The following is a 22,585-nucleotide window of genomic DNA, read 5'->3' as shown; positions in this document are numbered from 1 at the left end:
TACAACACCAACCCCTGCACCCACACGGGCTTCTACTCACCCAACGGTCAACGTTTGAGCTGCGGCGTATGCTTTCTTAAGTGGCTTCACTACGCCATCGGCCGTCATCCGCATCCATGTGCTACGGAGCGGGCACCGGCTCCGCCGGGCTGCGCAGCTGCTCCGCCGCGTCCGAGACCCGGCGCATCAACGACAGGAAGAGCGTCTGCTCCTCGGCGGAGAGCGGCGCCAGGAAGACCTGGTTCATCCGGGCCGTGCGCACCGTCAGGCGCTTGTGCGTGCGCGCGCCCTCGTCCGTGAGGCGCAGCAGGAAGCGCCGGCCGTCCTCCGGGTCGCGGACCTTGTCGAGCAGGCCGCGGCGGGTGAGGCGGCTGATCACCTCGGCGATCGTGGACCGGTCCAGGCCCACCCGTTCGCCCACGGTCCGCTGGTCGAGCCCGGGTTCGGCGGTCAGGGCGTTGAGCACGCCGAACTGCGGGGAGGTGATCTCCTCCGACACCATCGTGGTCCACAGCAGATGGTGTGCCTGCTGGAGCCGCCGGGCCAGGTGCCCGGGATGCGTGGTCAGGTCCACCGCGGCCATGGCGTGCCTCCCTCTGTCGTTTCGTCGGCGCACGGAACGATACCCCGCCCCCTCAGGGGTGCCCTCGACCCGTTGACGCCGCACCCGGCGCCTGTCAGCATGACGCAGTCGGCGCAGATACTCAGTGCACTGACTAATTGCAGGACTGATTTTGCCCTCCTCCCCGAGCGAACCGAAAGGCCCTCCATGGACAAGGTGGTCGCCACCGCCGCCGAGGCGGTGGCGGACGTCCCGGACGGAGCGACGCTCGCCGTCGGCGGCTTCGGCCTCAGCGGCGTACCGAACGCCCTCATCCAGGCCCTCCACGCCCGCGGCGTCGGCGGCCTGGGCGTCGTCTCCAACAACTGCGGCGCCCTCGACTCCGGCCTCGCCGTGCTGCTCGCCGCCGGCCGGATCGCCCGCGTCACCGGCTCGTACATCGGCGCGAACAAGGAGTTCGCCCGCCAGTACCTCGCCGGCGAACTCGAGGTCGAGCTCATCCCGCAGGGCACCCTCGCCGAGCGCCTGCGCGCCGGCGGCTGCGGCATTCCGGCCTTCTACACCCCGGCCGGCGTCGGCACCCAGGTCTCCGACGGCGGCCTGCCCTGGCGCCACGACGGCGCGGGCGGTGTCGCCCTCGCCTCGCCGCCCAAGGAGGTACGCGAGTTCGACGGCGTCCCGCACGTCCTGGAGCACGCCATCCGCACCGACTACGCCCTGGTCCGCGCCGCCGTGGGCGACCGGCACGGCAACCTCGTGTTCCACGCCGCCGCGCGCAACTTCAACCCGCTGGCCGCCATGGCCGGCCGGGTCACGATCGCCGAGGTCGAGGAACTCGTCGAACCCGGCGCCCTCGACCCCGACCACGTCCACCTGCCCGGCATCTTCGTCCAGCGCGTGCTCGCCCTCACCCCCGAGCAGGCGGCCGACAAGGCAATCGAACGGCGCACGGTCTCCGCACCTCCGGCACGAAGGACGACGCGATGAGCTGGACCCGCGAACAGATGGCCGCGCGCGCCGCCCGGGAGCTGACGGACGGCCAGTACGTCAACCTCGGCATCGGCCTGCCGACGCTCATCCCCAACCACCTACCCGCCGGCGTCGAGGTCGTCCTCCACTCCGAGAACGGCATCCTCGGCACCGGCCCGTACCCCACCGAGGACGAGGTCGACCCCGACCTCATCAACGCCGGCAAGGAGACCGTCACCCTCCTCCCCGGCGCCTCGTGCTTCGACTCCGCCCTCTCCTTCGGCATGATCCGCGGCGGCCACATCGACGTCGCCGTCCTCGGCGCCATGCAGGTCTCCGCCCGCGGAGACCTCGCCAACTGGGCCGTGCCCGGCCGGATGGTCGCCGGCATCGGCGGCGCCATGGACCTCGTCCACGGCGCCCGCACGGTCATCGCGCTCATGACCCACACCGCCAAGGACGGCACCCCGAAGATCGTGGCGGAATGCGACCTGCCGCTCACCGGGCGCGGCTGCGTCGACCGCGTCATCACCGACCTCTGCATCCTCGACGTCACCGCCGACGGGCTCGCCCTCGTCGAGACGGCGCCCGGGGTGACGCCGGAGGAGGTGGCGGCCCGGACGGCGGCCCCCGTGCTGCTGCCCGGCGATGCCCGGCAAGCCGTCGTCGGCTGACGGCCGACGGCTTTCTCCCTGCCGTCCTCCCGCCGACCTTCGCACCCCGACTCCCTCTCCTCGCGGAAGGATTCATGACCGAGCTCACGCAGGACCGCATCGACGCCGAGATCGGCGCCCTCCAGGACGCCTACGACACCGCGCTCGCCGCCGGCGCCCCGGTCCGCCACCACCCGCCGCGCGACTACCCCCCGTACCGCAGCTCCCTGCTCCGCCACCCCCGCCGACCGCTCGTCGCCGTCGGCCCCGAGTCCGACGGCGACCCGGAGGCCGTGGAGCTGAGCGGACCCGTGTTCGGCGCCACCGACGTCACCGAGTACGACAACGACCTCACCCGGGCGCACGGCGGCGAACCCCTGGGCGAGCGGATCACCGTCACCGGCCGCCTGCTCGACCGCGCCGGCCGCCCGGTGCGCGGACAGCTCATCGAGATCTGGCAGGCGAACGCCTCCGGACGCTACGCGCATCTGCGCGACCAGCACCCGGCCCCACTCGATCCCCATTTCAGCGGCGTGGGACGGACCCTGACGGATGATCAGGGCGGCTACACCTTCACCACCGTCAAGCCGGGCGCCTACCCCTGGCGCAACCACACCAACGCCTGGCGCCCCGCGCACATCCACTTCTCCGTCTTCGGTACGGCGTTCACGCAGCGGCTCGTCACGCAGATGTACTTCCCCGGCGACCCGCTCCTCGCCCACGACCCGATCCTGCGCTCCGTCACCGATGCCGCCGCCCGCGAGCGGCTCGTCGCGCGCTACGAACACGGCCTGTCACAGCCGGAGTTCTCGCTCGGCTACGCCTGGGACATCGTCCTCGACGGGCCCGCCGCCACCTGGACCGAGGAAGGCCGGTGAACACGATGAAGCCGCTCCTGCCGCCGACCGCCTCCGCCACCGTCGGCCCCTTCTACGGCTACGCCCTGCCCTTCCCGGACGGCGAGCGCGTCGCCCCCGAGGGCCACCCCGAGCGCATCACCCTGCACGGCTACGTCCTCGACGGCGCCGGAGCCCCCGTACCCGACGCCCTCCTGGAGTTCTGGCAGGCCGCCCCCGACGGCTCCCTCGCCGGCGCCCCCGGTTCCCTGCGCCGCGACCCCGTCACCGGCGGCCACCTCGGCCGCAACGGCACCGCCTTCACCGGCTTCGGCCGCGTCGCCACCGATGCCGACGGCCACTACGCGCTGCACACCCTGCCGCCCGGCAACCCGGGTCAGCCCCACATCAGCGTGTGCGTGTTCGCCCGCGGACTGCTCCACCACCTCTACACCCGCGCCTATCTCGCCGACGGCCCCGACCCGCTGCTCGACCGGCTCCCCGCCGACCGGCGCGCCACCCTGATCGCCGCCCCGGAGCCGTACCGCACCCACCGCTTCGACATCCGCCTCCAGGGCGAGGGCGAGACCGTGTTCCTGGAGTTCCCGTGATGCCGTCCACCGCCGGGGCGCTCCCGGACGCGGGACTGCTCGATCCCGTACGCGCGGGCTCGCCCGCCGAGGCCGCCACCGGCGACACCGCCTTCCTCCAGGCGCTGCTCGACGCCGAGGCCGCCCTCACCCGCGCCCAGGCCGCCACCGGCACCGCCCCCGGCGAGGCCGCCCGCGCCGTGACCGCCGCAGCGGCCGGACCCGGCCGCTTCGACCTCCGCTCGATCGCCCTGCGCGCCCGCGCGGGCGGCAACCCGGTCATCCCGCTCGTCGCCGACCTGACCGCAGCGGCGGGGAAGTGGGGGCCGTACGTCCACCGGGGCGCGACCAGCCAGGACGTCCTGGACACCGCCGCCATGCTGGTGGCCGCCCGCACCCTCGGCCTCGTCCTGGCCGACCTCGCCGGTACGGAGCGGGCGCTCGCCGCCCTCGCCGCCGCCCACCGAGACACCGCCATGCCGGGCCGCACCCTCACCCAGCACGCCGTGCCCACCACCTTCGGCCTCAAGGCCGCCGGCTGGCGGTCCCTGGTGCTCGACGCCCGCGACCGGATCACGGCGGTACGGGACGGGCTGCCCGTCCAACTCGGGGGAGCGGCCGGGACCATGGCGGCCTTCGCCGACGCCGCCGACGCTCCCGTGGCCGCCGGTACGGACGCTCCCGTCGCCGCGACCGCGCTGCCCGCCGCGTACGCGCGCGAACTCGGCCTCGCCGCACCCCTGTTGCCCTGGCACACGCTGCGGACCCCGGTCGCCGACCTCGCCGGCGTCCTCGCGCTCACCGCCGGGGCGCTCGGCAAGATCGCCGCGGATGTGCTGACCCTCTCGCGCACGGAGATCGCCGAGGTCGCCGAGGGCGAGGGCGGCGGCTCGTCCGCCATGCCGCACAAGGCGAACCCGGTCCGCGCCACCCTCGTCGCCTCCGCCGCCCGCCGGGCCCCGCACCTCGCCGCGAGCCTGTACTCCTGCCTCGCCGCCGAGGACGAGCGGCCCGCCGGCGCCTGGCACGCCGAATGGGAACCGCTCCGCGACCTGCTGCGCCTCGTCGGCGGCGCCGCCCACCACACCGCCGCCCTCGCCGAAGGGCTCCGCGTCGACCCGGCCGCCATGCGCGCCCACCTGGATCTCACCGGCGGGCTCCTGGTCGCCGAGCGCCTCGCCACGGCCCTGGCACCGCGCCTCGGCAGGGCCCGGGCCCGCGCGCTCCTGACCGAACTCGCCGCCCGAACCCGCGCCGAGGGCCGCCCGCTCGCCCAACTCCTCGCAGAAGAGCGGGAACTGGCCGGCATGGACCCCGCCGAGCTGGCCGAGCTCACCGACCCCGCCCGCGCCACCGGCTGCGCCGGAACCCTCACCGACCGAGCCCTGGAGCGACGTTGAACCCGGACCGCACCCTCCACCACGTCGCCGAGGGGCCCGCCACCGCCCCCGTCCTGGTCCTCGGCCCCTCGCTGGGCACCTCCACCGCGCTGTGGGACGCCGTCGCCCCCGAACTCTCCCTCACCCACCGGGTCGTCCGCTGGGACCTGCCCGGCCACGGCCGCTCGCCCGCCGGACTCATCGGCCCCGGCGCGACCGTCGCCGACCTGGCGCGGCTGGTCCTCGACCTCGCCGACACCCTCGGCGCCGACCGCTTCTCGTACGCCGGAGTCTCCCTCGGCGGCGCCGTCGGCCTCCACCTCGCCGCCCACCACCCCGAACGGGTCGAACGCCTCGCCGTCCTCTGCTCGTCCGCCCGCTTCGGCGGCCCGGCACCCTGGGAGGAGCGCGCGGCATCGGTCCGGCGCGAGGGCCTCGCGAAGCTCGCCGAGACCGCCGACGCCCGCTGGTTCACACCCGGGTTCACCGTGCCGCGCCTCGTCGAGGACCACCGGCTCGCCGACCCGGAGGCGTACGCGGCGTGCTGCGACGCGCTCGCCGCCTTCGACCTGCGCGACCGGCTGGCCGGTATCACCGCGCCCACCCTGCTGATCGCGGGCCGCGAGGACCCGGCCACGCCGCCGGCCCATCTCCGGGAGATCGCCGACGCCGTCGCCGGCTCCGCGCTCACGGAGATCCCCGGCGCCTCGCACCTCGCCGTCGCCGAACGCCCCGAGGCCGTGCTCGCCGCCCTCCGCGCCCACTTCGCCGACACGCCGGTGCGGAGCGGCATGAAGGTCCGCCGCGAGGTCCTCGGTGACGCGCACGTCGACCGGACCCAGGCCCGCCAGACCGCACTCACCGCCCGCTTCCAGGACTTCATCTCCCGCTACGCGTGGGGCGAGATCTGGACCGACCCCACCCTCAGCCGCCGCGAACGCAGCCTGATCACCCTCACCGCGCTCGTCGCCCACGGCCACCACGACGAACTCGCCATGCACCTGCGCGCCGCCCGCCGCAACGGCCTGACCGACGCGGAGATCGCCGCCGCCCTCCTCCAGACGGCCGTCTACTGCGGAGTCCCCGCGGCCAACTCCGCCTTCGCCGTGGCGCAGCGCGTCCTCGGCGAGGAGTTCAGTGCGCCGGAACCCGGGCGAAGCGCTCCGTGACGTGCAGATCCGCCTCGATGCCGGCGATCGCCGCCGCCAGCTCGGGCAGCACCTCGCGCACGCACTCCTCGCGCGAGCGGCGGGCCGCGTGCAGGGCCACGTTGACGGCGGCGACCACGCGGCCCGCCCGGCCGCGCACCGGCATCGCGATCGACCGCAGTCCCTCCTCCAGCTCCTCGTCGACCAGCGCGTACCCGTCGTGCGCCACCCGGTCCAGGAGCGCGTCGAGTTCGGCGCGCGCGGTCACGGTGTGCGGGGTGAGGGCCCGCAGTTCGGAGCCGGCGAGCCGGGCGGCACGGTCGGCGGCCGGGAGGCCCGCGAGGAGGACCCGGCCCATGGAGGTCGCGTACGCGGGGAAGCGGGTGCCGACGGTGATGTGGACGTTCATGATCCGGCTGGTCTCGACCCGGCCGGTGTACTGGACCTCGTCGCCGACCAGGACGGCCAGCGACGTGGACTCGCGCACCCGCTCGGCCAGGCCGGCGAGGTGCGGCTGGGCGATCCGGGTGAGCGTGGTCCGCGACAGCGGCGCGAACCCGAGCGACAGCACGCGCGGCGTCAGCCGGAACTCGCGTCCGTCCACCGCCACACAGCCCACGTGCTCCAGCGTGATCAGCGCCCGCCGGGCCGTGGCCCGGGCCAGGCCGGTGGCCTCGGCGACCGCCGTCAGCGGCAGCGCGGCCCGGCCCGCGCCGAACGCCGTGATCACGGTCAGGCCGCGCGCCAGCGACTCGACGAACTCCCGGCCCAGCTCCTGCTTGGACGCGCCCGTCCACCCGGCCAGCCCGCTCGGAGCCCCCGGCTCCGGCTCCGGCGCGTCCCGCAGCGCCCGCTCCATCGCGTCGGCCGCGGCACGCAGCCGCGGCAGCAGCGTCGAGCGCAGCGAGCCGGCGTCGTGCCGGCTGGTGTGGCTCACGGTGCTCAGCACGCACGCGATCCGTCCGTCCGGCCCGCGCACCGGCACCGCGAGCGCCACGAGGCCCGGCTCGACCAGCTGGTCGTCCACCGCGAAACCGGCCTCGTCCGCCTCGGCGACCCGCGCCGCGAAGTCGCCCCCGGCGACAGCGCCCGAGCGGCCCGGGGGCAGCGCGGGAAAGCCGAGCCCCGCCGGATCGGCCGTCCGGCGCTCCCGCCACCGCTCCCACTCCGCCTCGTCCCACTCCGAGGCGAACAGGACGCCCGGCGCGGTGCGCTCCGCCGGCAGCAGATCGCCGATGCGGAAGCTCACCGACATCGCCCGGCGCCGGGTCGCCTGGTGGACGAAGCGGATGCCGTCGCCGTCGGCGACCGCGAGCGACACCGACTCGTCCAGCTCGTCCGCGAGCGCGTCGGCGCGCCCGCCGAGCAGCTCGGGCAGCCGTACGGAGGCGAGATAGGCGTTGCCGAGTTCGAGCAACCGGGGCGCGAGCACGATGTCGCGGCCCTCGATCCGTACGTATCCCATGCGGGCGAACGTGCCGGTGACCCGGTCGACGGTGGAGCGGGCGAGCCCCGTGGCGCGTTCGAGTTCGCCGACCGCGAGGCGCCCGCCCGCGTCGGTGAGCCGGCGCAGCACCCCGAGGCCGCGCAGCAGGGGCGTCACGGCCTCGGGCGGCGCGTCGGCGGTCGTGTCGTGGTTCGTCGGTGGCATCGGCTCTCCGTCGTGGATCTTCGCTCCACCGTAGTGAATACGCGTGCGGACGGGACGCGGCACCCCGTTGACAGGCGGGCCCGGCCGCGACCAGACTTCCAGCATAGTGAAGAAGTCTTCACTATGCGAACAGCCCTGGTGAACGACACACCGGCGAACAGCTCGTGACTCGACGCGACGAGGAGACCTCATGCACACCACCGTCGGCATCATCGGTGGCGGCCCCTCCGGCCTGCTCCTGGCCCGCCTGCTGCACCGGGCCGGCATCGACAGCGTCGTCCTGGAGAGCCGCGACCGCGCCTACGTCGAACAGCGCCAGCGCGCCGGCATCCTCGAACAGGCCACCGTCGACGCCCTGCGCGCCGCCGGCGCGGGCGCCCGCCTCGACGCCGAGGGCCTCCCGCACGACGGCATCGAGCTCCGCCACGGCGGCCGCGCCACCCGCATCGACTTCCCCGCCCTCACCGGCGGCCGGCGCGTCTGGGTCTACGCGCAGACCGAGGTCGTCAAGGACCTCGTCGCCCTCCAGCTCGCCGAAGGCGGCCCGCTGCTCTTCGAGGCCGAGGCCGTCGCCGTCGAAGGCGCCGACACCGACCGCCCCCGCATCCGCTACACCCATGAGGGCCGGGAACAGACACTCACCTGCGACTACGTCGTCGGCTGCGACGGCTACCACGGTGTCACCCGCCGCGCCGTCCCCGAGAGCGAACAGCGCACCTTCGAGCGCACCTACCCCTACTCCTGGCTCGGCATCCTCGCCGACGCCCCGCCCGTCTACGACGAGCTGATCTACGCCCACTCCGAGCGTGGCTTCGCCCTCGCCAGCATGCGCTCACCGTCCGTCAGCCGGCTCTACCTCCAGGTTCCCAACGGCACCGACCCGGCCGGCTGGCCCGACGAGCGCGTCTGGGACGAACTCGACGCCCGCCTCGCCCTGAGCGCCGACCCGGGCTGGCGCCTCACCCGCGGCGCCGTCACCCAGAAGGCCGTGCTGCCGATGCGCAGCTCCGTCACCGAGCCCATGCGCTTCGGCCGGATCCTCCTCGCCGGCGACGCGGCGCACATCGTGCCCCCGACCGGCGCCAAGGGCCTCAACCTCGCCGCCGCCGACGTCATCGTCCTCGCCCGCGCCCTCGCCCATCTGCACAGGACCGGCTCCACCGAGCTCCTCGACGCCTACTCCGACACCTGCCTGCGCCGGGTCTGGCGGGCCGAGCACTTCTCGTACGCCATGACCACCACGCTGCACGCCGACCCGGCCCAGGCGCCCTTCGACACCCGTCTCCAGCAGTCCCAGCTGGACCGCATCGCCACCTCCCCGCACGCGGCCGCCGAACTCGCCGAGAACTACACCGGGCTGCCGCTCGACGTCTGACGGGACACCGCGGGCGTCACGCCCCGGACGACTCCGCGAGCAGGACCACCTCCAGGCGGCGCGGCCCGTGCACCCCCTCCACCCGGTCGAGCTCGATGTCGCTCGTCGCCGACGGCCCGGAGATCCAGGTCAGCGGCCGCTCCGGCGCCAGCCGGGGCAGCGCGAGCGGCACGGACGCCACCACCTGCTCCGGCACCCGCACGACACACACGTGCAGATCCGGTACGAGGGTCAGCGCGCGCCGCCCCTGGGTCGGGCCGCCGTCCAGGACGATCGTGCCGGTCTCGGCGACGGCGACGGCGCAGCCGGTCACCACCGCGTCCGTCGCGTCCAGCCGAAGGGCCGTCAGCGACCCGTCGTCGGGGCGGAGTCCGACGTCCGGGCCCAGCCCGGACAGCCACTCCGGCGGCAGCCCGGGCGGTACGGCGACGCCGCGCGCACCGTGCGCCGCGAGCAGCCGGCCGATCAGCTCCGCGAGCCCGTCGGGCCCGGTGCGGTGGACGACGGCGCGGTAGTCGGCCAGGTTCTCGTGCAGCAGGTCGACGAGCGCGGCCGGATCGTCGGGCGCGTGCTGCCGCCGGTAGCGGCGCTCCGGCTCGGGCGCCTCGGGGGCGCCGGCGACGGCGGCCCGGATCCGGGCGAGGACCAGGTCACGGGAAGAGGTCATGAACGGTTCTTCCTCCACCACTCGCGGAACGACTCCGCCGGCACCTCCGGCAGGTCACGGCTCCCGGTCCAGGCCCCGGCGCCCGGCGGGTTCTTCGGGTGCAGGGCGCGGGTCCGGGCGGCGAGGCGCTCCCCGGCGGCGAGCACGCCCGGCCGGTCGAGCACCCAGCCCGCCGCCCTGACCGCCGCGCGTTCGAGCCGGTGCCTGGGGCCGCCCTGCCCGGCGACCCGCTCGCGCAGGTGCACGAGCACCTCGGGGATGTCGATGGCGACCGGGCACACCTCGTAGCACGCCCCGCACAGCGAGGAGGCGTACGGCAGCGAGGCGTCGACCTCGCTTGCCGTACCGCGCAGTTGGGGCGTGAGGATCGCGCCGATCGGGCCCGGGTACACGGAGCCGTAGGCGTGGCCGCCGGCCCGCTCGTACACCGGGCAGACGTTGAGGCAGGCCGAGCAGCGGATGCAGCGCAGCGCCTGCCGCCCGGTGGCGTCGGCCAGGACGTCGGTGCGGCCGGCGTCGAGCAGCACCAGATGGAAGTTCTCGGGCCCGTCGCCGTCGGTGGTGCCGGTCCACATCGAGGTGTACGGGTTCATCCGCTCGGCGGTCGAGGAGCGGGGGAGGGTCTGCAGGAAGACCTCCAGGTCCCGCCAGGTGGGCACGACCTTCTCGATGCCCACGACCGAGATCAGCGTCTCGGGGAGGGTGAGGCACATCCGCCCGTTGCCCTCGGACTCGACCACGACGAGCGTGCCGGTCTCGGCGACCATGAAGTTGGCGCCGGAGACGCCGACCCTGGCGCGCAGGAACTTCTCGCGGAGGTGGAGCCGGGCGGCCTCGGCGAGTTCGGCGGGTGTGTCGGTGAGGTCGTCCGGGGCCGGTCGGCCCCAACGGCCCATCTCCGAGCGGAAGACGTCCCGGATCTCGGCCCGGTTGCGGTGGATCGCGGGGACGAGGATGTGCGAGGGCCGGTCGTCGCCCAACTGGACGATGAGCTCGGCGAGATCGGTCTCGTAGGCGCGGATGCCCTCGGCCGCCAGGGCCTCGTTGAGACCGATCTCCTGGGTGGCCATCGACTTGACCTTGACGACTTCCGTCTCGCCGGTCGCCTTCACCAGGTCGGCGACGATCCGGTTGGCCTCGGCGGCGTCCGCCGCCCAGTGCACCGTGCCGCCCGCCGCCGTCACCGCCTCCTCCAACTGGAGCAGGTAGCGGTCGAGGTGACGGAGCGTGTGGTCCTTGATCCGCCGCCCCGCCTCCCGCAGCTCCGCCCAGTCGCCGAGCTCGGCGACCGCCCGGGCCCGCTTGTCACGGATGGTGTGGGTGGCGTGCCGCAGGTTGGCGCGGAGCGTCTCGTCGCGCACCGCCTCGTGCGCGGCCTTCGGAAACGCCGGCATGCCGAGGAAGGCCCGCCCGTCGCCCGACCGCCGGCCCTCGTCGAGCGCCGGCGCGCGCCCCTCCTTGCCGGTCATACCAGGGGCTCCTCTTCCGTGCTCGCCAGGATCTCCGCGAGGTGCACCGGCCGCATCTCCGGGAGCACCTTCATCCGGCTCATCGTGCCACCCAGGTGCATCAGGCACGAGCTGTCCGCCCCGCACAGCACCTCGGCCCCGGTCGACACGGCGTTGCGGACCTTGTCCGCGCCCATCGCCGCCGACACGTCCGGGTTCTTCACCGCGAACGTGCCGCCGAAGCCACAGCACTCCTCCGCCCCCGGCAGCTCGACCAGCTCCAGGCCCTTGACGGCTTCGAGCAGCCGGCGCGGCCGGTCGCCGAGCCCGAGGAGCCGCAGCCCGTGGCAGGAGGGGTGGTAGGTGACCCGGTGCGGGAAGTACGCGCCGACGTCGGTCACACCGAGGACGTCGACGAGGAACTCCGTCAGTTCGTGGGTCCTGGGCCCGAGTTCGGTGGCTTCGGGGCCGAACTGCGGGTAGTGGCGGCGGATCATCGCGGCGCAGGAACCGGAGGGGGTGACCACGTACTCGTACCCCTCGAAGGCGCGCACCGTGCGCCGGACCAGCGGAGCCGTCTCGGCGCGGTAGCCGGTGTTGAACTGCGGCTGCCCGCAGCAGGTCTGGGCGGCCGGGAAGTCGACGGTGACGCCCAGGCGTTCGAGCAGCCGGACGGTCGCCACCCCCGTCGCCGGGTACAGGGCGTCGTTGACGCAGGTGACGAACAGGGCGACGCGCATGTGCGGGGTCCTCCGGGTCAGGGGCGCGGCCAGGGCCGCCCGTCGAGTCGTTCGATGTCCCGGTTGAAGCGTTCCAGGACGGCGGCGAAGTCCGCCACCTCCCGGGGTGTCCAGTCGGCGAGGACCCGCTCCAGGCCCTCGACGTTGTAGGAGCGGTCGGCGTCCAGGCGCCGCTCGCCCTCCTCGGTGATGCGGAACTTGCGGGCGATGCCGCCTTCCGGGTCGGGGATCCGCTCGACGACCCCGGCCCGCAGCATCGCGGCCGTCTGCCGGTTGAGCGTCGAGGCGTCCAGGCCGAAGGCGTCGCTGAGCTGGCTGATGGACATCGGCCCGTCCATCCGGATGCGGGTGAGCAGGAGGTACGCGCTCCGGTCGAGGTTGCCGCCGGCCGCCCGCGGGCGCGGCGCGTGGAGCAGCGAGTGCCGTGCCAGGAGCATGGTCTCGAACTCGATCAGATGCGTGGGCTTCTCCATCGCCTCAGCATATGCAGCCTGCAGCGATTGTGCATGATGCACATCGTGTGTACCGCGCACATTGCCGCCCGGTGTACGCGCAGTCCCTCGTCGTCCCGCAGCGGCTCCGGCTCCCCGAGCGCGGCCGCTCCCGCACCGGGCACCGGGCAGCCCGCCCGGCCGCCGGGACCACGGCCTGGCGTCACCTGGCACAGAAGCCGGGCGCCGCGCGCGACGTCAGCGGCGTGGTGCTGCCGGTGGACGGGGCCGGTCGGCGGTGAGCCGGGCCGAGGGGCTGGGCGGAGGCGCGAGCCGGCCCCCGCCGCTCACGGCTTGCGGCGCGGCTTCCCGGCGCGGCCGCTCTTGGGAGCCGCGCCGCCGGTGCGGCGGCCGCCGCCCTGCTTCTGGCCCTGCTTCTGGCCCTGCTTGGGCTGCTGCCGCTGCTGGGCGGCCTTCGGCTTCGCCGAACGCCCGGACTTCCCGTCCTTGGCGCCCTTGTCGTTCGCCTTGGCCGACTTCTCGTCGGGGCGCCGGCCGCGCGAGCTGTTCACGGTCCGCCCGCGCACGATCCCGATGAAGTCCTCCACCAGATCGGTGGTGGCCTCCTCCGGCCAGGACAGCGCCACCTGCGACTGCGGCGTCCCGGTGATCGTCCGGTACGTGAGGTCCTTGCGGTGGTGGAGCCGCGCGAGCGACTGCGGCACGATCAGCAGCCCGATCCCCGCCGCCACCAGCTCGATCGCGTCGGCCGTCGTCGCCGGACGCTCGAACGCGGGCTGTCCCGGCGGACCGTCCCAGTCCAGCGTGTCGTCCAGCGGATGCAGCACGATCTCGTCGGCGACGTCCTCGACGGTCACCTCGTCCGCCGCCGCCACCACGTGGTCCTTGGGGCACACGACGACGGTCAGCTCCGTGTACAGCGGGATGGCGCTGAGCTCCGTACGGTCCACGGGCAGGCGCACGAAACCGGCGTCGGCGCCGCGCTCCCGCAGCAGCGCCGCGGCCTCGCCGGGCTGCACCTGCAGCAGCTCCAGCGGCACGTCGGGCAGCCGCTCGTGCCAGATCCGCACCCACTTGCCCGGCGTCACGCCCGGCACGTACGCCAGCCGGAACGACGGGGCGGCCGGGGCCGGAACCGGGGCCGCAGCCGGGGCCGGGGCGGCCGCGGAAGCGGAGGGAACGGGGGTGGGGGAGGTGTCCGAGCCTGTCACCAGGCCAGATTACCGGCCGTGGTCGGCGACGGCGCCCCTGCCCGATATTCTTGTCGCATGACGCAGCACCAGACCGCCCAGACCATGAAGCCCGCCACCGCGGCGAAGAAGCTGGGTGTGTACCTCGATGCCACCCCCGCCGAGTTCCGCGAGGGTGTCGTCTCCCGTGCGGAGCTCAACGCCCTCCAGACCGATCCGCCGGAGTGGCTGCGCGAGCTGCGCCGCACCGGACCGCACCCCCGCCCCGTCGTGGCGGCCAAGCTCGGTGTCTCCATCTCCGGCCTCGCCCGCGGCGGCGTCACGGAGGCGCTCACCACCGAGCAGATCGAGGCCCTCAAGGCAGAGAACCCCGAGTGGCTCCAGAAGGAGCGCGCCACCCAGGCGGAGGTCCGCAAGGAGACCGTCCGCATCAAGGAGATGCACGCCGAGAAGGCGGCGCGGGCGCAGCAGCAGGACTGAGCACGGGGCGGCCCGGGCCTCTCGGACCGGGCCGCCGCGGCCGGCACAGGCCGCCACCACCGCCGTAAGGCCGCTGCCACGTCGCCTACCCGCCGTAAGGCTGCTGTGACAGGCCGCCACCACCGCCGTAAGGCCGCTGTCACAGGTCGCCCTCACCGCCGTAAGGCCACTGCCACGGGCCCGCCGTCACCGCCGTAAATCGGGTGCGTCGGCTCCGCCCGTAGTGCTGCAATCGCCGGATGTCACGCGAGACCGAGACGCCGGCCGTGCCGGTGACAGACGTGCCCATGACGGTCGACCGCGGGCGGTTCGCCGACGCGGTCACGCCCTGGGAGGAGATCGCCTGGCGCGCGGCCGCCCTGGAGTGGGCGGAGCGGGGGCTGGCCCGCCACGGCCTGGCCGAGACCGGACCGCGCGAGGCGCGGATCAGGCCCTGGTCGATCCTGGTCCGCTTCCGTACCGGAGCGGACGCGCGTGACGCGGTCTGGTTCAAGGCGAGCGCGCCGGCCGCCGGCTTCGAGGCGGCGCTCGGGAGCGCGCTCGCCGAGTGGGTGCCCGAGCACGTGATGACGCCGCTCGCGGTCGACACCGAGCACGGTTGGTCGCTGCTGCCCGACGGAGGCCCGCTCTTCCGGAATGTCCTCGACGCCGGGGCGGCCGGGCCGGCGGACTGGCTGGCGGCGGTCGGGCAGTACGCGCGGATGCAGGGCGCCCTGACCCCCTACGCGGACCGGATGGCGGCGCTGGGCGTGCCCAGCGCCCGGACCGCGCGCCTGCCCGGGATCTTCGACCGGCTCGTCGAGGAGAACCCGGCCCTCGCCCCGGAAGCCCGGCGGTCCCTGCGGGCCCGGCGCCCGCGGCTGCTCGACTGGTGCGCGGAGCTCGACGCCCTCGGCATCCCCGACTCGCTCGACCACTGCGACCTGCACGACGGCCAGGTCCTCGCCCCCGCCCCCGGGCGCTTCACCTTCTTCGACTGGGGCGACGCCGGTGTGGCGCACCCCTTCGCCAGCCTCCTCGTCCCGGCGCGTGACGTGCGCGAACGGTACGGTCCCGAGGCCGTGGCGGGCGTCCGCGACGCGTATCTGGAGCCCTGGTCCGACTTCGGCGCGCCGCTGCCCGAGCTGCGGCGCGCCGCGACCCTCGCCGTCCGCCTCGCCGCCATCGGCCGGGCGGTCTCGTGGGGCCGGCTGTTCCCCGGCACCCCGGCCGGGGACTGCCACGAGGCGAGCGCCTACTGGGTCGAGGAGCTGTTCGCCGAGCCCGACCTGCTCTGATCCCCGTCCGGTCGCCGATCGCGCCGGGCGACGAGTTCCCGCCGGGCGACCAGGTGCAGCAGCCGGGCGGTGTGCCGGTACGGCTCCCGTCCGGCGGCCGCGATCTCCAGGCGCTCCAGGCGGGCGTAGTACGCGGGGTCGAACTTCACCGTGTCGTCGGGGATGTAGTCGCAGAACACCCGGATCCCGTAGTGGTGCACCTCGTCGCAGCCGAGCGTGCGGAGCGTCGCGGTCAGCTCCTCGGCCGTGTGCAGCCGCAGCTCGGCGTCGAACATCCCGGTGTGCACGGTCGGCGCGTCGAGCGCCCGCAGGACCGCGTCGGGATCCATCGTCCGCACCGCCGAACGCAGCGCCTCCGAATGACGGTTCATGGCGATGACCGACACGAGCCCGCCCGCCCGCAGCGCCCCGAGCGCCACGCCGAGCGTGGCCTCCTCGTCGGGCGTGTACGGCAACAGGCCGTGGCAGAGCACCACATCGAACCCGCCGTCCGCCAACTCGACCGGCAGGGAGCCCACTTCGGCCTGCACGCAGGTGATCCGGTCGGCCACGCCCGCCTCGGCGGCGCGCCGCGTCGCGGTCGCCAGCATGGCCGGCGCGTAGTCGACGACGGTCACGTGGTGGCCGCGTACGGCGAGCCGTACCGCGTCGCCGCCGTCCCCGCCGCCGAGGTCGAGCACCCGAAGCGCCCCGCTGCCCGACTCGGCGAGGTGCGGCGCCAGATCGGCCTCGGCCACGGCGTACCGCAGCCGCCCCCACGGCGCCTCCTGCCAGTCCTGCCACGCGGCGACGCCCTGGTCGAAACTCTGCGAAGCCACCGTCACCCCTCCCCGTCGTCGCCCTGCGTGCGGAAATGCCGGTCAAGGTAGTCGATCAGCTCCGACTCCCTCCTCCGGCCCGTGTCCTGCGGCCGTCTCCGTATGCGCATGGGGATCATCCTGCCCGCAACCCCTCCGGTACGGAGTCCCGCAGCGCCCCGATCAGCGCCGCGACCGCCGGGTGCGCGCCGGCCCCGCCGCGGAAGGCGATCCTCGTCCTGCGGCGCACCGGCAGCGCCGTCAGGCGCACCCCGGGCGGCGGGTCCGTCGCCCCCAACTCCGGGACGACTGCCACGCCTTGGCCCGCCGCCACGAAGGCGAGGACCGTCGCGAACTCGTCCACCTGGTGCCGTACGCGCGGCACGAACCCCGCCGTCCGGCACACCTGCTCGGTCACCGCCCGGCACAGCGTGTCGGGAGGCGCCATGATCCACGGCGCCTCCCGCCAGTGCGCGAGCACCGCCAGGCCGCCGGAGCCCCCCGAATCCGCGGAGCCCCCCGAGCCCTCTGGGTCCTCCGAGCTCCCCGAGTGCTCCGAGCCCCCCGAGTCCTCGGGTGCCGGCGCGGGCGAGGCCAGGAACATCGCCTCCTCGCACAGCGGCTCGGCCGCGAGCCCCGGTTCCAGGGGCGACGGCACCAGGTCGTAGTCGTGGACCAGGGCCACGTCGAGGTCGCCCGCCCGCAGCGCGTGCGCCACCCCGGCCGGATCGGTCTCCGAGACCATCGGCTCCAGGGCCGGATGGCGGGCGGCCAGTAGGACGAGGGCCTCCGGGACGATCGCGCGGGTCGCGGTCGGGAAGGCGCCGATCCGCAGCGGACCGGCCGGCCCGTGCCGGGCCTCGGCGAGTTCGGCCGACGCCTGCTCCAGGCGTTCCAGCACGGCCTCCGCGTGCCGTACGAGCTTCTCCCCGGCCGGAGTCAGCCGCACCCCGCGCCCGGAGCGTTCCAGGAGCGCCACCCCGGCCTCCCGTTCCAGGGTGCCGAGCTGCTGCGACACCGCCGACGGGGTGAACGACAGGGCGTCGGCGACGGCGGCGATGGTGCCGCGCAGGGCCAGTTCGCGCAGCAGGCGCAGTCGTCGCACATCGAGCATCAGCTCAGCTTACGCTTCCCATCAAAAACGCGAACTGGACCTGAGGGGTCGCCCGCCCGCACCCTCGACTGCATGGCACAGGACATCGCTCAGGACCTTCTCCCGTACGGGATCCACGTACCGCTCGTCACGCCCTTCGCCCGCGACGGGCGTCCCGACCTCGACGCCCTCGCCGGGCTCGCGCACGCCGTCCTCGACGACGGCGCCGCCGGGCTCGTCGCGCTCGGCACGACCGGCGAGGTCGGCGCCCTCGAACCCGAGGAGCGCCGGGCCGTCGTCGACACCTGCGCCCGGGTCTGCCGGGAACGCGACGCACAGCTCGTCGTCGGCGCCGGAAGCGACGCCACCGCCTCCGCCGCCCGCGAGCTCGCCGGACTCGCCCGGTGGCCGGAGGTACGGGCGGCCCTGGTCATCGTCCCGGCCTTCGTGCGCCCCTCGCAGGACGGGGTGATCGCCCACTTCACGCGGCTCGCCGCCGACAGCCCCGTACCGCTGGTCGTCTACCACATCCCGTACCGCACCGGCCGCCCGCTCGACGCCGCCACCCTGCGCGCCCTTGCGGCCGTCCCCGGTGTGATCGGCGTCAAGCACGCCGTCGGCGGCATCGACCAGGACACCGTCGACCTCCTCGGCGACCTGCCGCCCGGCTTCGCCGTGCTGGCGGGCGACGACAGCTTCGCCTCCCCGCTGCTCGCCCTCGGCGCCGCCGGCGGGATCCTCGCCTCGGCGCACCTGGCCACCGACCGCTTCGCCGGGCTCGCCGCAGCCTGGCGCGACGGTGACGTGCCCCGTGCCCGCGCCCTCGGCCACCGCCTCGCCCGCCTCTCGGCCCGGCTGTTCGCCGAGCCCAACCCTGCGGTCGTCAAGGCCGTCCTGCACGCCCGGGGCCGCATCCCCACCCCCGACGTCCGACTCCCGCTCCTCCCGGCGTCCGAGGCGTCGGTGGCGGCGGCCCTGGCGGAGCTGGCCGCGCTCGACGCCGCCGAACCCGCCGTGACGTCCGGGTAGCGGGAGCCCCTGCCGGGCCTGACGCCTCAGGAACCCGGAACCGTGGCATGTACACAGCGCGTCCTCCTGCGTGCGCCGGGTGAGCGGAACACCGGCGTACCCACCCCCGAAGCAGGAGGACCACGATGGCCACGCCCGGCACGACCCCGCCCCCCGCCCGGAAGAGCGGCGGCTGCCTCTCGGCACTGCTGATCATCGCCGTCATCCTCGGCCTCGCCTACGGCGCCTCCAAGTTCTTCGACGACAAGAACAAGTCGTCCTCGTCCTCGTCGTCCTCCTCGTCCTCCGGAGACAAGGACGGCTCCTGGAACGTCGGCGACTGCGGCGGCCCCGACCCCGACGACGCCCCCGACGGCTACCGCGCCGTCGACTGCGGCGACTCCGGAGCGACCTTCAAGGCGCTCGCGGTGATGGACGCCAGCATCCTGCCCGACGCCATCCAGTGCCCGGCCGGCACCGACCTCATCATCCAGGTCAAGATCACCTTCGGCTCCGGCGGCGACAAGAGCGGCGGCATCCCGAGCAAGACCGTCTGCGGACGCAACCTCTCCGGCACCCACCCGGGCGACGCCGGTGCCGGCGGCGGCCAGCTCGTCAAGGGCGACTGCGTGACCTCCACGGCCCAGGAGGTGCCCTGCGCCCAGGCCGCCGGCAGCGGCTACAAGGTGCTCGACCTGACCAAGGACGAGAAGGCGTGCCCGTCCGGCACCACCGAGCCCATGCGACTCACCCTCGCGATCGGGCGCCCGTACGACGTGATCTGCGCCGCCAAGGCCTGAGCGGCGCCGACGTGTGGGGTGCGGCGGGGGATATCGGGTTGCGGCTCCGCGCGGGCCACCGATAGCGTCCGCCGCGTGACGAGCCCCGAGTCGGACAGAACCGAGCCGCCGGTCACCCGGCGGCGGACCGCGAGCTGAGCCGGAACCACCAGGTCTCCCGGCCGAGTTCCGCTGCGAGTGACCGGACCCGCGTTCCGGATCCGCGCGGCGGCGGCGCACCGTGCCGCCGCCCCGCCCGCGGATCCTCCTGTCCGCGATCTCTCGTCACCGGAGTCGACCCTTGCCCTTCTTCGTCCACGTCCTGGGCCTCGCCGTCTTCGCCCAGGGCACCTCGGAGTTCATGCTGTCCGGGCTCGTGCCCGGCCTCGCCCGCGACCTGTCCGTCTCCCCGTCGGCCGCCGCCGGCCTGACCTCCGCGTACGCGATCGGCATGATCGCCGGCGCCCCCGCGACGGCCGCGCTCGGCGCACGATGGCGCCACCGCCCCGCCCTCGCCGGCTTCCTGGCCGCCTTCGTCCTCGTCCACGCCGTCGGCGCGCTCACCACGGACTTCACGGTCCTCTTCGCGACCCGCGTCGTGGCCGCGATCGTCAACGCGGGCTTCCTCGCGGTCGCCCTGCCCTTCGCCGCGTCCCTGGCCGGCCCCGCCCGCCGGGCCCGGGCCACCGCCGTCCTGCTCTCCGGCGTCACACTGTCCTGCGTCGTCGGCGTCCCGGCGGGCGCGGTGCTCGGCGAACGGTACGGATGGCGCTGGGCGTTCTGGGCGGTCGCGGCCCTGTGCCTGCCCGCCCTGGCCCTGGTGTTCCGCTCGGCGCCCGCCGAGAGGGCAGCGGGGCGCGTGCGGACCGCCGTCCGGGTACGGGACGACCTGCGGACCCTGCGCTCCCGCCCCCTCCGTACCACCCTCGCCGTCGCCGCCCTGGTCAACGGCGCCACCTTCGCGAGCTTCGCCTTCCTCGCCGTCATCGCCACCGACGTCGCCGAGCTGCCGCCGGCGGCCGTGCCCGGCCTGCTCGCGGCCTTCGGCGCCGGCGCGTTCCTCGGCGTCACCGTCGCGGGCCGTACGGCCGTACGCACGCCTCCCGCGCTCGGCGGGCTGCTCGCCGGCTGGGTGCTGCTCGCCGCGACGGCGGCGCACCCGGTGCCCCTTTTCCTCCTCGCCGCCGTCCAGGGCGCCCTCTCCTTCGGCCTCGGCACGACGCTCGTCAGCCGCGTCCTGACCTTGGCCACCGACGCGCCGTCGCTCGGCGGCGCGTTCGCCACCGTCGCCCTGAACACCGGCGCCTTCCTCGGCCCGCTCCTCGCCGCCACCGTGACCGCCCAGGTGTCCGGCGACCCGCGCGGCGCCCTGTGGAGCAGCGCCGCCCTCGCGGCCACCGCGGCGGTCGTGCACACGGTCACACGGTGTGCGCCTCGAAGTCCCAGGATGGACGGACGCGTCGGCGGGCCGCGACGGTCTGCGGATGCCGGACGCCGAGGGTGCGGGTGAGCGTGTGCAGGGCCTTGTCCTCCAGCATGGCGGCCTCGTCGGGCTGCTGTAGGGCGCGAAGATCGTCGGCCAGCGCGATCTGACAGGAAAGCGTGAACGGGTGCTCGTCGCCGAGGGTCCTCCGGGCCCGGCGCAGGATGTCCTGGCCGAGTTCGGCGCCGTAATCGAGCTGGCCGTTGAAGGCGCGGGCGGCGGAGGTGTCGAGGGCGCACCCGATGACCCAGGGGTGATCGGGGCCGAGGGACTCCGACAGGCCGACGAGGGCGGCCTCCAGGAGGTCGAGCGCTTCGGCGTGTTCGCCCGCCGCCCGCATCACGAGGGCGGTGCTGACGAGCATGCCGGTGGCGACGGGATGGGCGGGGCCGAGGAGATCGCGGAAGCCGGCCTCGGCCTCGGCGACGAGCTGCCGGGCCTCGTCGAGGTCGCCTTGTTCCCGCAGGAAGTTGCCGTAGTCGTTGAGGAAGCCCAGGGTCACGTGGTGGGCGCGGCCGTGGACCTCCTCCAGATGGTCGAGCAGGTCGGCCATGGCGGCGCCGAGGTCCTCCTGGAGACCGCCGCCGCGGCGCCGGCACAGGATCAGCTGGACATGGGCTTCGAGGGTCTGCGGATGCCGGCGTCCGAGCACTCGTACATGTGTCCGCAGGTTGGACTCCTGGCGGGCCAGGGCCTCGCGGTAGCGGCCGAGCAGGCGCAGGTCCCGGGCGACGGCGAGGCCGGTGGCGAGAGTGGTGACGGTCTGGGGGAGGAGCGCGCGCTCGGCGCGGACGAGCGTGGCGTTGTCGTGCTCGTGGGCGTGCCGGTAGTGGCCGAGGAGCCGGAGGCCGAGGCCCAAGGCGTTGCGGGCGGCGAGCGTGACGACGTCGGTGTCGCCGAGCAGCCGCTCGGCCTCGCCCAGGACCCTGCTCTGGACGTCGTGGGCTTCGTCGTACTGGCCGAGGTGGCGCAGGTCGCCGGCGAGGGCGCCGTCGCAGAGCATGATGCCGAGCTCGTCGGCGGGGCCGGCCCGGCCGAGCCGCTCGCGCAGCCCGAGGTCCAGGCGGTGGGCATCGTAGACGCGGCCCTCGGCGCGCAGGAGGCTGCTTTCCTGAACGGTCAGATCGAGCATCGGTTGCGCGAGCGGGTCCATGAACTCGCTCCAGGCGGCGCGGATCCGCTCGGCGAGGCGGAGTCCGGTCCGGTACTCGCCGCTGTGCTCGCTGTAGCGCAGGCAGTTGACCACGGTGTTCTGGATGTGCCGGCTGGGGCTGGCGAGGGCGCCGGAGGGTTCCAGATGGGGCAGGAGTGCGGCGTAGCGGGGCCAGTTGCGGCTGTCGAGCGGGTTGCCGGGGTCGGCCTCGGCGAGCAGGGTGCGGACGGCCTGGCGGTGGACCCCGCGGTGTTCGCCGTCGGTGAGGCGGGCGACGATGTCATGGACGAGCCGGTGCATGTGTACCGAGTCCGGGTACGGTCCCGTCGCCTCGGCACTGTCGTCGCCGGGGCCGCCGGTCTCGCGGGTGAGCACGGAGTACTTGACGAGGGTGTCGACGGCCTGGTTCCAGGCGGGGAGGTCGGTGACCATCCACCGGAGTTCCTCCGGCAGCTCCACGCCGGGGTGGGCGTGGACGATGCCGAGCGGGACGCGGCCGGGGGCGAAGGCCACGCAGAGGTTGAGCAGTTCGAGGGCCTGCGGCTGGGAGCGCTGCAGCCGGTTGATCAGTATCGACCAGGAGGTGAGGGAGGCGTTGGGGATGTCGTTGATGGCGGACGGTTCGTCCATGGCGGAGATGCGTGCGTCGCGGACCATGCGCAGGTATTCGGCGACCTCCATGCGGGACTCGCCGAGCCACGCGGCGGCCTGGATGAGCGGGAGCGGTACGTCGCCGAACTCGGCGGCGACCTCGTCCGCTTCGGGCGCGGTGATGTGCGGGGCGCGCCGCATCAGGTAGGCGGTCGACTCGGCGCGGTCGAAGCCGGGGATCTCCAGGACGTCGGTGTAGTCGCC

At 74.6% G+C, this 22,585-nt stretch carries 23 protein-coding genes; 13 read left to right on the top strand and 10 right to left on the bottom strand.

What is annotated here, in order from left to right; genetic code table 11:
- Positions 1-121: 121 nt before the first annotated feature.
- Positions 122-583, bottom strand: a complete 462-nt coding sequence (locus ACWEJX_RS32975; RefSeq protein WP_403787899.1) for a MarR family winged helix-turn-helix transcriptional regulator — start codon at positions 581-583, stop codon at positions 122-124.
- A gap of 186 nt (positions 584-769) precedes the next feature.
- Here ACWEJX_RS32975 and ACWEJX_RS32970 point away from each other — a divergent pair, with 186 nt between their 5' ends.
- From ACWEJX_RS32970 to pcaDC, 6 genes are all read left to right on the top strand, one after another.
- A complete protein-coding gene (locus tag ACWEJX_RS32970) occupies positions 770-1,549 on the top strand; it encodes a CoA transferase subunit A (protein WP_451611091.1) in 780 nt (259 codons plus the stop codon).
- A complete protein-coding gene (locus ACWEJX_RS32965; RefSeq protein WP_451611090.1) occupies positions 1,546-2,205 on the top strand; it encodes a CoA transferase subunit B in 660 nt (219 codons plus the stop codon). Before ACWEJX_RS32970 ends, ACWEJX_RS32965 begins: the two co-directional genes overlap by 4 nt.
- 74 nt (positions 2,206-2,279) lie before the next feature.
- Positions 2,280-3,062 (top strand): protocatechuate 3,4-dioxygenase subunit beta, encoded by a 783-nt coding sequence (pcaH, locus tag ACWEJX_RS32960; RefSeq protein WP_451611089.1) that lies wholly within the window; start codon positions 2,280-2,282, stop codon positions 3,060-3,062.
- Between the two features lie 5 nt (positions 3,063-3,067).
- On the top strand, positions 3,068-3,631 hold the full coding sequence (gene pcaG, locus ACWEJX_RS32955) for a protocatechuate 3,4-dioxygenase subunit alpha (RefSeq protein ID WP_451611094.1): 564 nt from the start codon (positions 3,068-3,070) through the stop codon (positions 3,629-3,631).
- Positions 3,631-5,010, top strand: coding sequence for a 3-carboxy-cis,cis-muconate cycloisomerase (pcaB, locus tag ACWEJX_RS32950; RefSeq protein ID WP_451611088.1), 1,380 nt, complete (start codon positions 3,631-3,633; stop codon positions 5,008-5,010). Before pcaG ends, pcaB begins: the two co-directional genes overlap by 1 nt.
- Positions 5,007-6,158 (top strand): bifunctional 3-oxoadipate enol-lactonase/4-carboxymuconolactone decarboxylase PcaDC, encoded by a 1,152-nt coding sequence (gene pcaDC, locus ACWEJX_RS32945; RefSeq protein ID WP_451611087.1) that lies wholly within the window; start codon positions 5,007-5,009, stop codon positions 6,156-6,158. Before pcaB ends, pcaDC begins: the two co-directional genes overlap by 4 nt.
- Here the strand turns inward: pcaDC and ACWEJX_RS32940 are convergent.
- Positions 6,124-7,788 carry an IclR family transcriptional regulator domain-containing protein gene (locus ACWEJX_RS32940; RefSeq protein ID WP_451611086.1) on the bottom strand — a complete coding sequence of 555 codons (1,665 nt, stop codon included), beginning with the start codon at positions 7,786-7,788 and terminating at the stop codon, positions 6,124-6,126. The two genes, pcaDC and ACWEJX_RS32940, sit on opposite strands and share 35 nt — an antisense overlap.
- A gap of 190 nt (positions 7,789-7,978) precedes the next feature.
- Between ACWEJX_RS32940 and ACWEJX_RS32935 the strand changes: the two genes are divergently transcribed.
- The gene (locus ACWEJX_RS32935) at positions 7,979-9,163 is read left to right on the top strand and encodes a 4-hydroxybenzoate 3-monooxygenase (protein ID WP_451611085.1); all 1,185 of its coding nucleotides are present in this window, start codon (positions 7,979-7,981) and stop codon (positions 9,161-9,163) included.
- Positions 9,164-9,179: 16 nt separating this feature from the next.
- Here the strand turns inward: ACWEJX_RS32935 and ACWEJX_RS32930 are convergent, their stop codons facing one another.
- The 4 genes from ACWEJX_RS32930 to ACWEJX_RS32915 form a co-directional block, all read right to left on the bottom strand.
- Positions 9,180-9,830, bottom strand: a complete 651-nt coding sequence (locus tag ACWEJX_RS32930; protein WP_451611084.1) for a LutC/YkgG family protein — start codon at positions 9,828-9,830, stop codon at positions 9,180-9,182.
- Positions 9,827-11,224 (bottom strand): lactate utilization protein B, encoded by a 1,398-nt coding sequence (locus tag ACWEJX_RS32925; protein ID WP_451611093.1) that lies wholly within the window; start codon positions 11,222-11,224, stop codon positions 9,827-9,829. Before ACWEJX_RS32925 ends, ACWEJX_RS32930 begins: the two co-directional genes overlap by 4 nt.
- A 71-nt stretch (positions 11,225-11,295) precedes the next feature.
- A complete protein-coding gene (locus ACWEJX_RS32920) occupies positions 11,296-12,018 on the bottom strand; it encodes a (Fe-S)-binding protein (protein WP_451611083.1) in 723 nt (240 codons plus the stop codon).
- A 17-nt stretch (positions 12,019-12,035) separates the two neighbouring features.
- Positions 12,036-12,491 (bottom strand): MarR family winged helix-turn-helix transcriptional regulator, encoded by a 456-nt coding sequence (locus ACWEJX_RS32915; protein ID WP_451611082.1) that lies wholly within the window; start codon positions 12,489-12,491, stop codon positions 12,036-12,038.
- A 71-nt stretch (positions 12,492-12,562) separates the two neighbouring features.
- On the opposite strand from ACWEJX_RS32915, the gene ACWEJX_RS32910 reads away from it, so the two are divergent.
- Positions 12,563-12,751, top strand: coding sequence for a hypothetical protein (locus ACWEJX_RS32910; protein WP_451611081.1), 189 nt, complete (start codon positions 12,563-12,565; stop codon positions 12,749-12,751).
- Between the two features lie 45 nt (positions 12,752-12,796).
- Here ACWEJX_RS32910 and ACWEJX_RS32905 read toward each other — a convergent pair whose 3' ends face one another.
- The gene (locus tag ACWEJX_RS32905; RefSeq protein ID WP_451611092.1) at positions 12,797-13,576 is read right to left on the bottom strand and encodes a LysR family substrate-binding domain-containing protein; all 780 of its coding nucleotides are present in this window, start codon (positions 13,574-13,576) and stop codon (positions 12,797-12,799) included.
- Between the two features lie 162 nt (positions 13,577-13,738).
- Between ACWEJX_RS32905 and ACWEJX_RS32900 the strand changes: the two genes are divergently transcribed.
- Together ACWEJX_RS32900 and ACWEJX_RS32895 are read left to right on the top strand one after the other, a co-directional pair.
- Positions 13,739-14,140: a DUF5997 family protein gene (locus tag ACWEJX_RS32900; RefSeq protein WP_451611080.1), complete on the top strand. Its 402-nt coding sequence runs from the start codon at positions 13,739-13,741 to the stop codon at positions 14,138-14,140.
- 239 nt (positions 14,141-14,379) lie between these two features.
- Positions 14,380-15,417, top strand: a complete 1,038-nt coding sequence (locus tag ACWEJX_RS32895) for a phosphotransferase (protein WP_451611079.1) — start codon at positions 14,380-14,382, stop codon at positions 15,415-15,417.
- On the opposite strand, the gene ACWEJX_RS32890 is transcribed toward ACWEJX_RS32895, so the two are convergent.
- Positions 15,375-16,235 carry a methyltransferase domain-containing protein gene (locus tag ACWEJX_RS32890; RefSeq protein ID WP_451611078.1) on the bottom strand — a complete coding sequence of 287 codons (861 nt, stop codon included), beginning with the start codon at positions 16,233-16,235 and terminating at the stop codon, positions 15,375-15,377. The two genes, ACWEJX_RS32895 and ACWEJX_RS32890, sit on opposite strands and share 43 nt — an antisense overlap.
- 115 nt (positions 16,236-16,350) lie before the next feature.
- Positions 16,351-17,328, bottom strand: a complete 978-nt coding sequence (locus tag ACWEJX_RS32885; RefSeq protein ID WP_451611077.1) for a LysR substrate-binding domain-containing protein — start codon at positions 17,326-17,328, stop codon at positions 16,351-16,353.
- A gap of 72 nt (positions 17,329-17,400) precedes the next feature.
- Between ACWEJX_RS32885 and ACWEJX_RS32880 the strand changes: the two genes are divergently transcribed.
- The 3 genes from ACWEJX_RS32880 to ACWEJX_RS32870 all read left to right on the top strand — a co-directional run bounded on the left by ACWEJX_RS32880 (position 17,401) and on the right by ACWEJX_RS32870 (position 20,604).
- Positions 17,401-18,336, top strand: a complete 936-nt coding sequence (locus ACWEJX_RS32880; protein WP_451611076.1) for a dihydrodipicolinate synthase family protein — start codon at positions 17,401-17,403, stop codon at positions 18,334-18,336.
- 125 nt (positions 18,337-18,461) lie between these two features.
- Positions 18,462-19,115 (top strand): LppU/SCO3897 family protein, encoded by a 654-nt coding sequence (locus tag ACWEJX_RS32875; protein ID WP_451611075.1) that lies wholly within the window; start codon positions 18,462-18,464, stop codon positions 19,113-19,115.
- Positions 19,116-19,395: 280 nt separating this feature from the next.
- Positions 19,396-20,604 (top strand): Cmx/CmrA family chloramphenicol efflux MFS transporter, encoded by a 1,209-nt coding sequence (locus tag ACWEJX_RS32870; RefSeq protein WP_451611074.1) that lies wholly within the window; start codon positions 19,396-19,398, stop codon positions 20,602-20,604.
- Here ACWEJX_RS32870 and fxsT read toward each other — a convergent pair.
- Positions 20,513-22,585, bottom strand: a 2,073-nt coding sequence (gene fxsT / locus ACWEJX_RS32865) for an FxSxx-COOH system tetratricopeptide repeat protein (RefSeq protein WP_451611073.1), incomplete at its 5' end; no start/stop codon positions are given. The two genes, ACWEJX_RS32870 and fxsT, sit on opposite strands and share 92 nt — an antisense overlap.

Source organism: Streptomyces sp. NPDC004788 (assembly GCF_053601115.1).
This window is presented reverse-complemented; position numbering and strand designations above follow the sequence as displayed.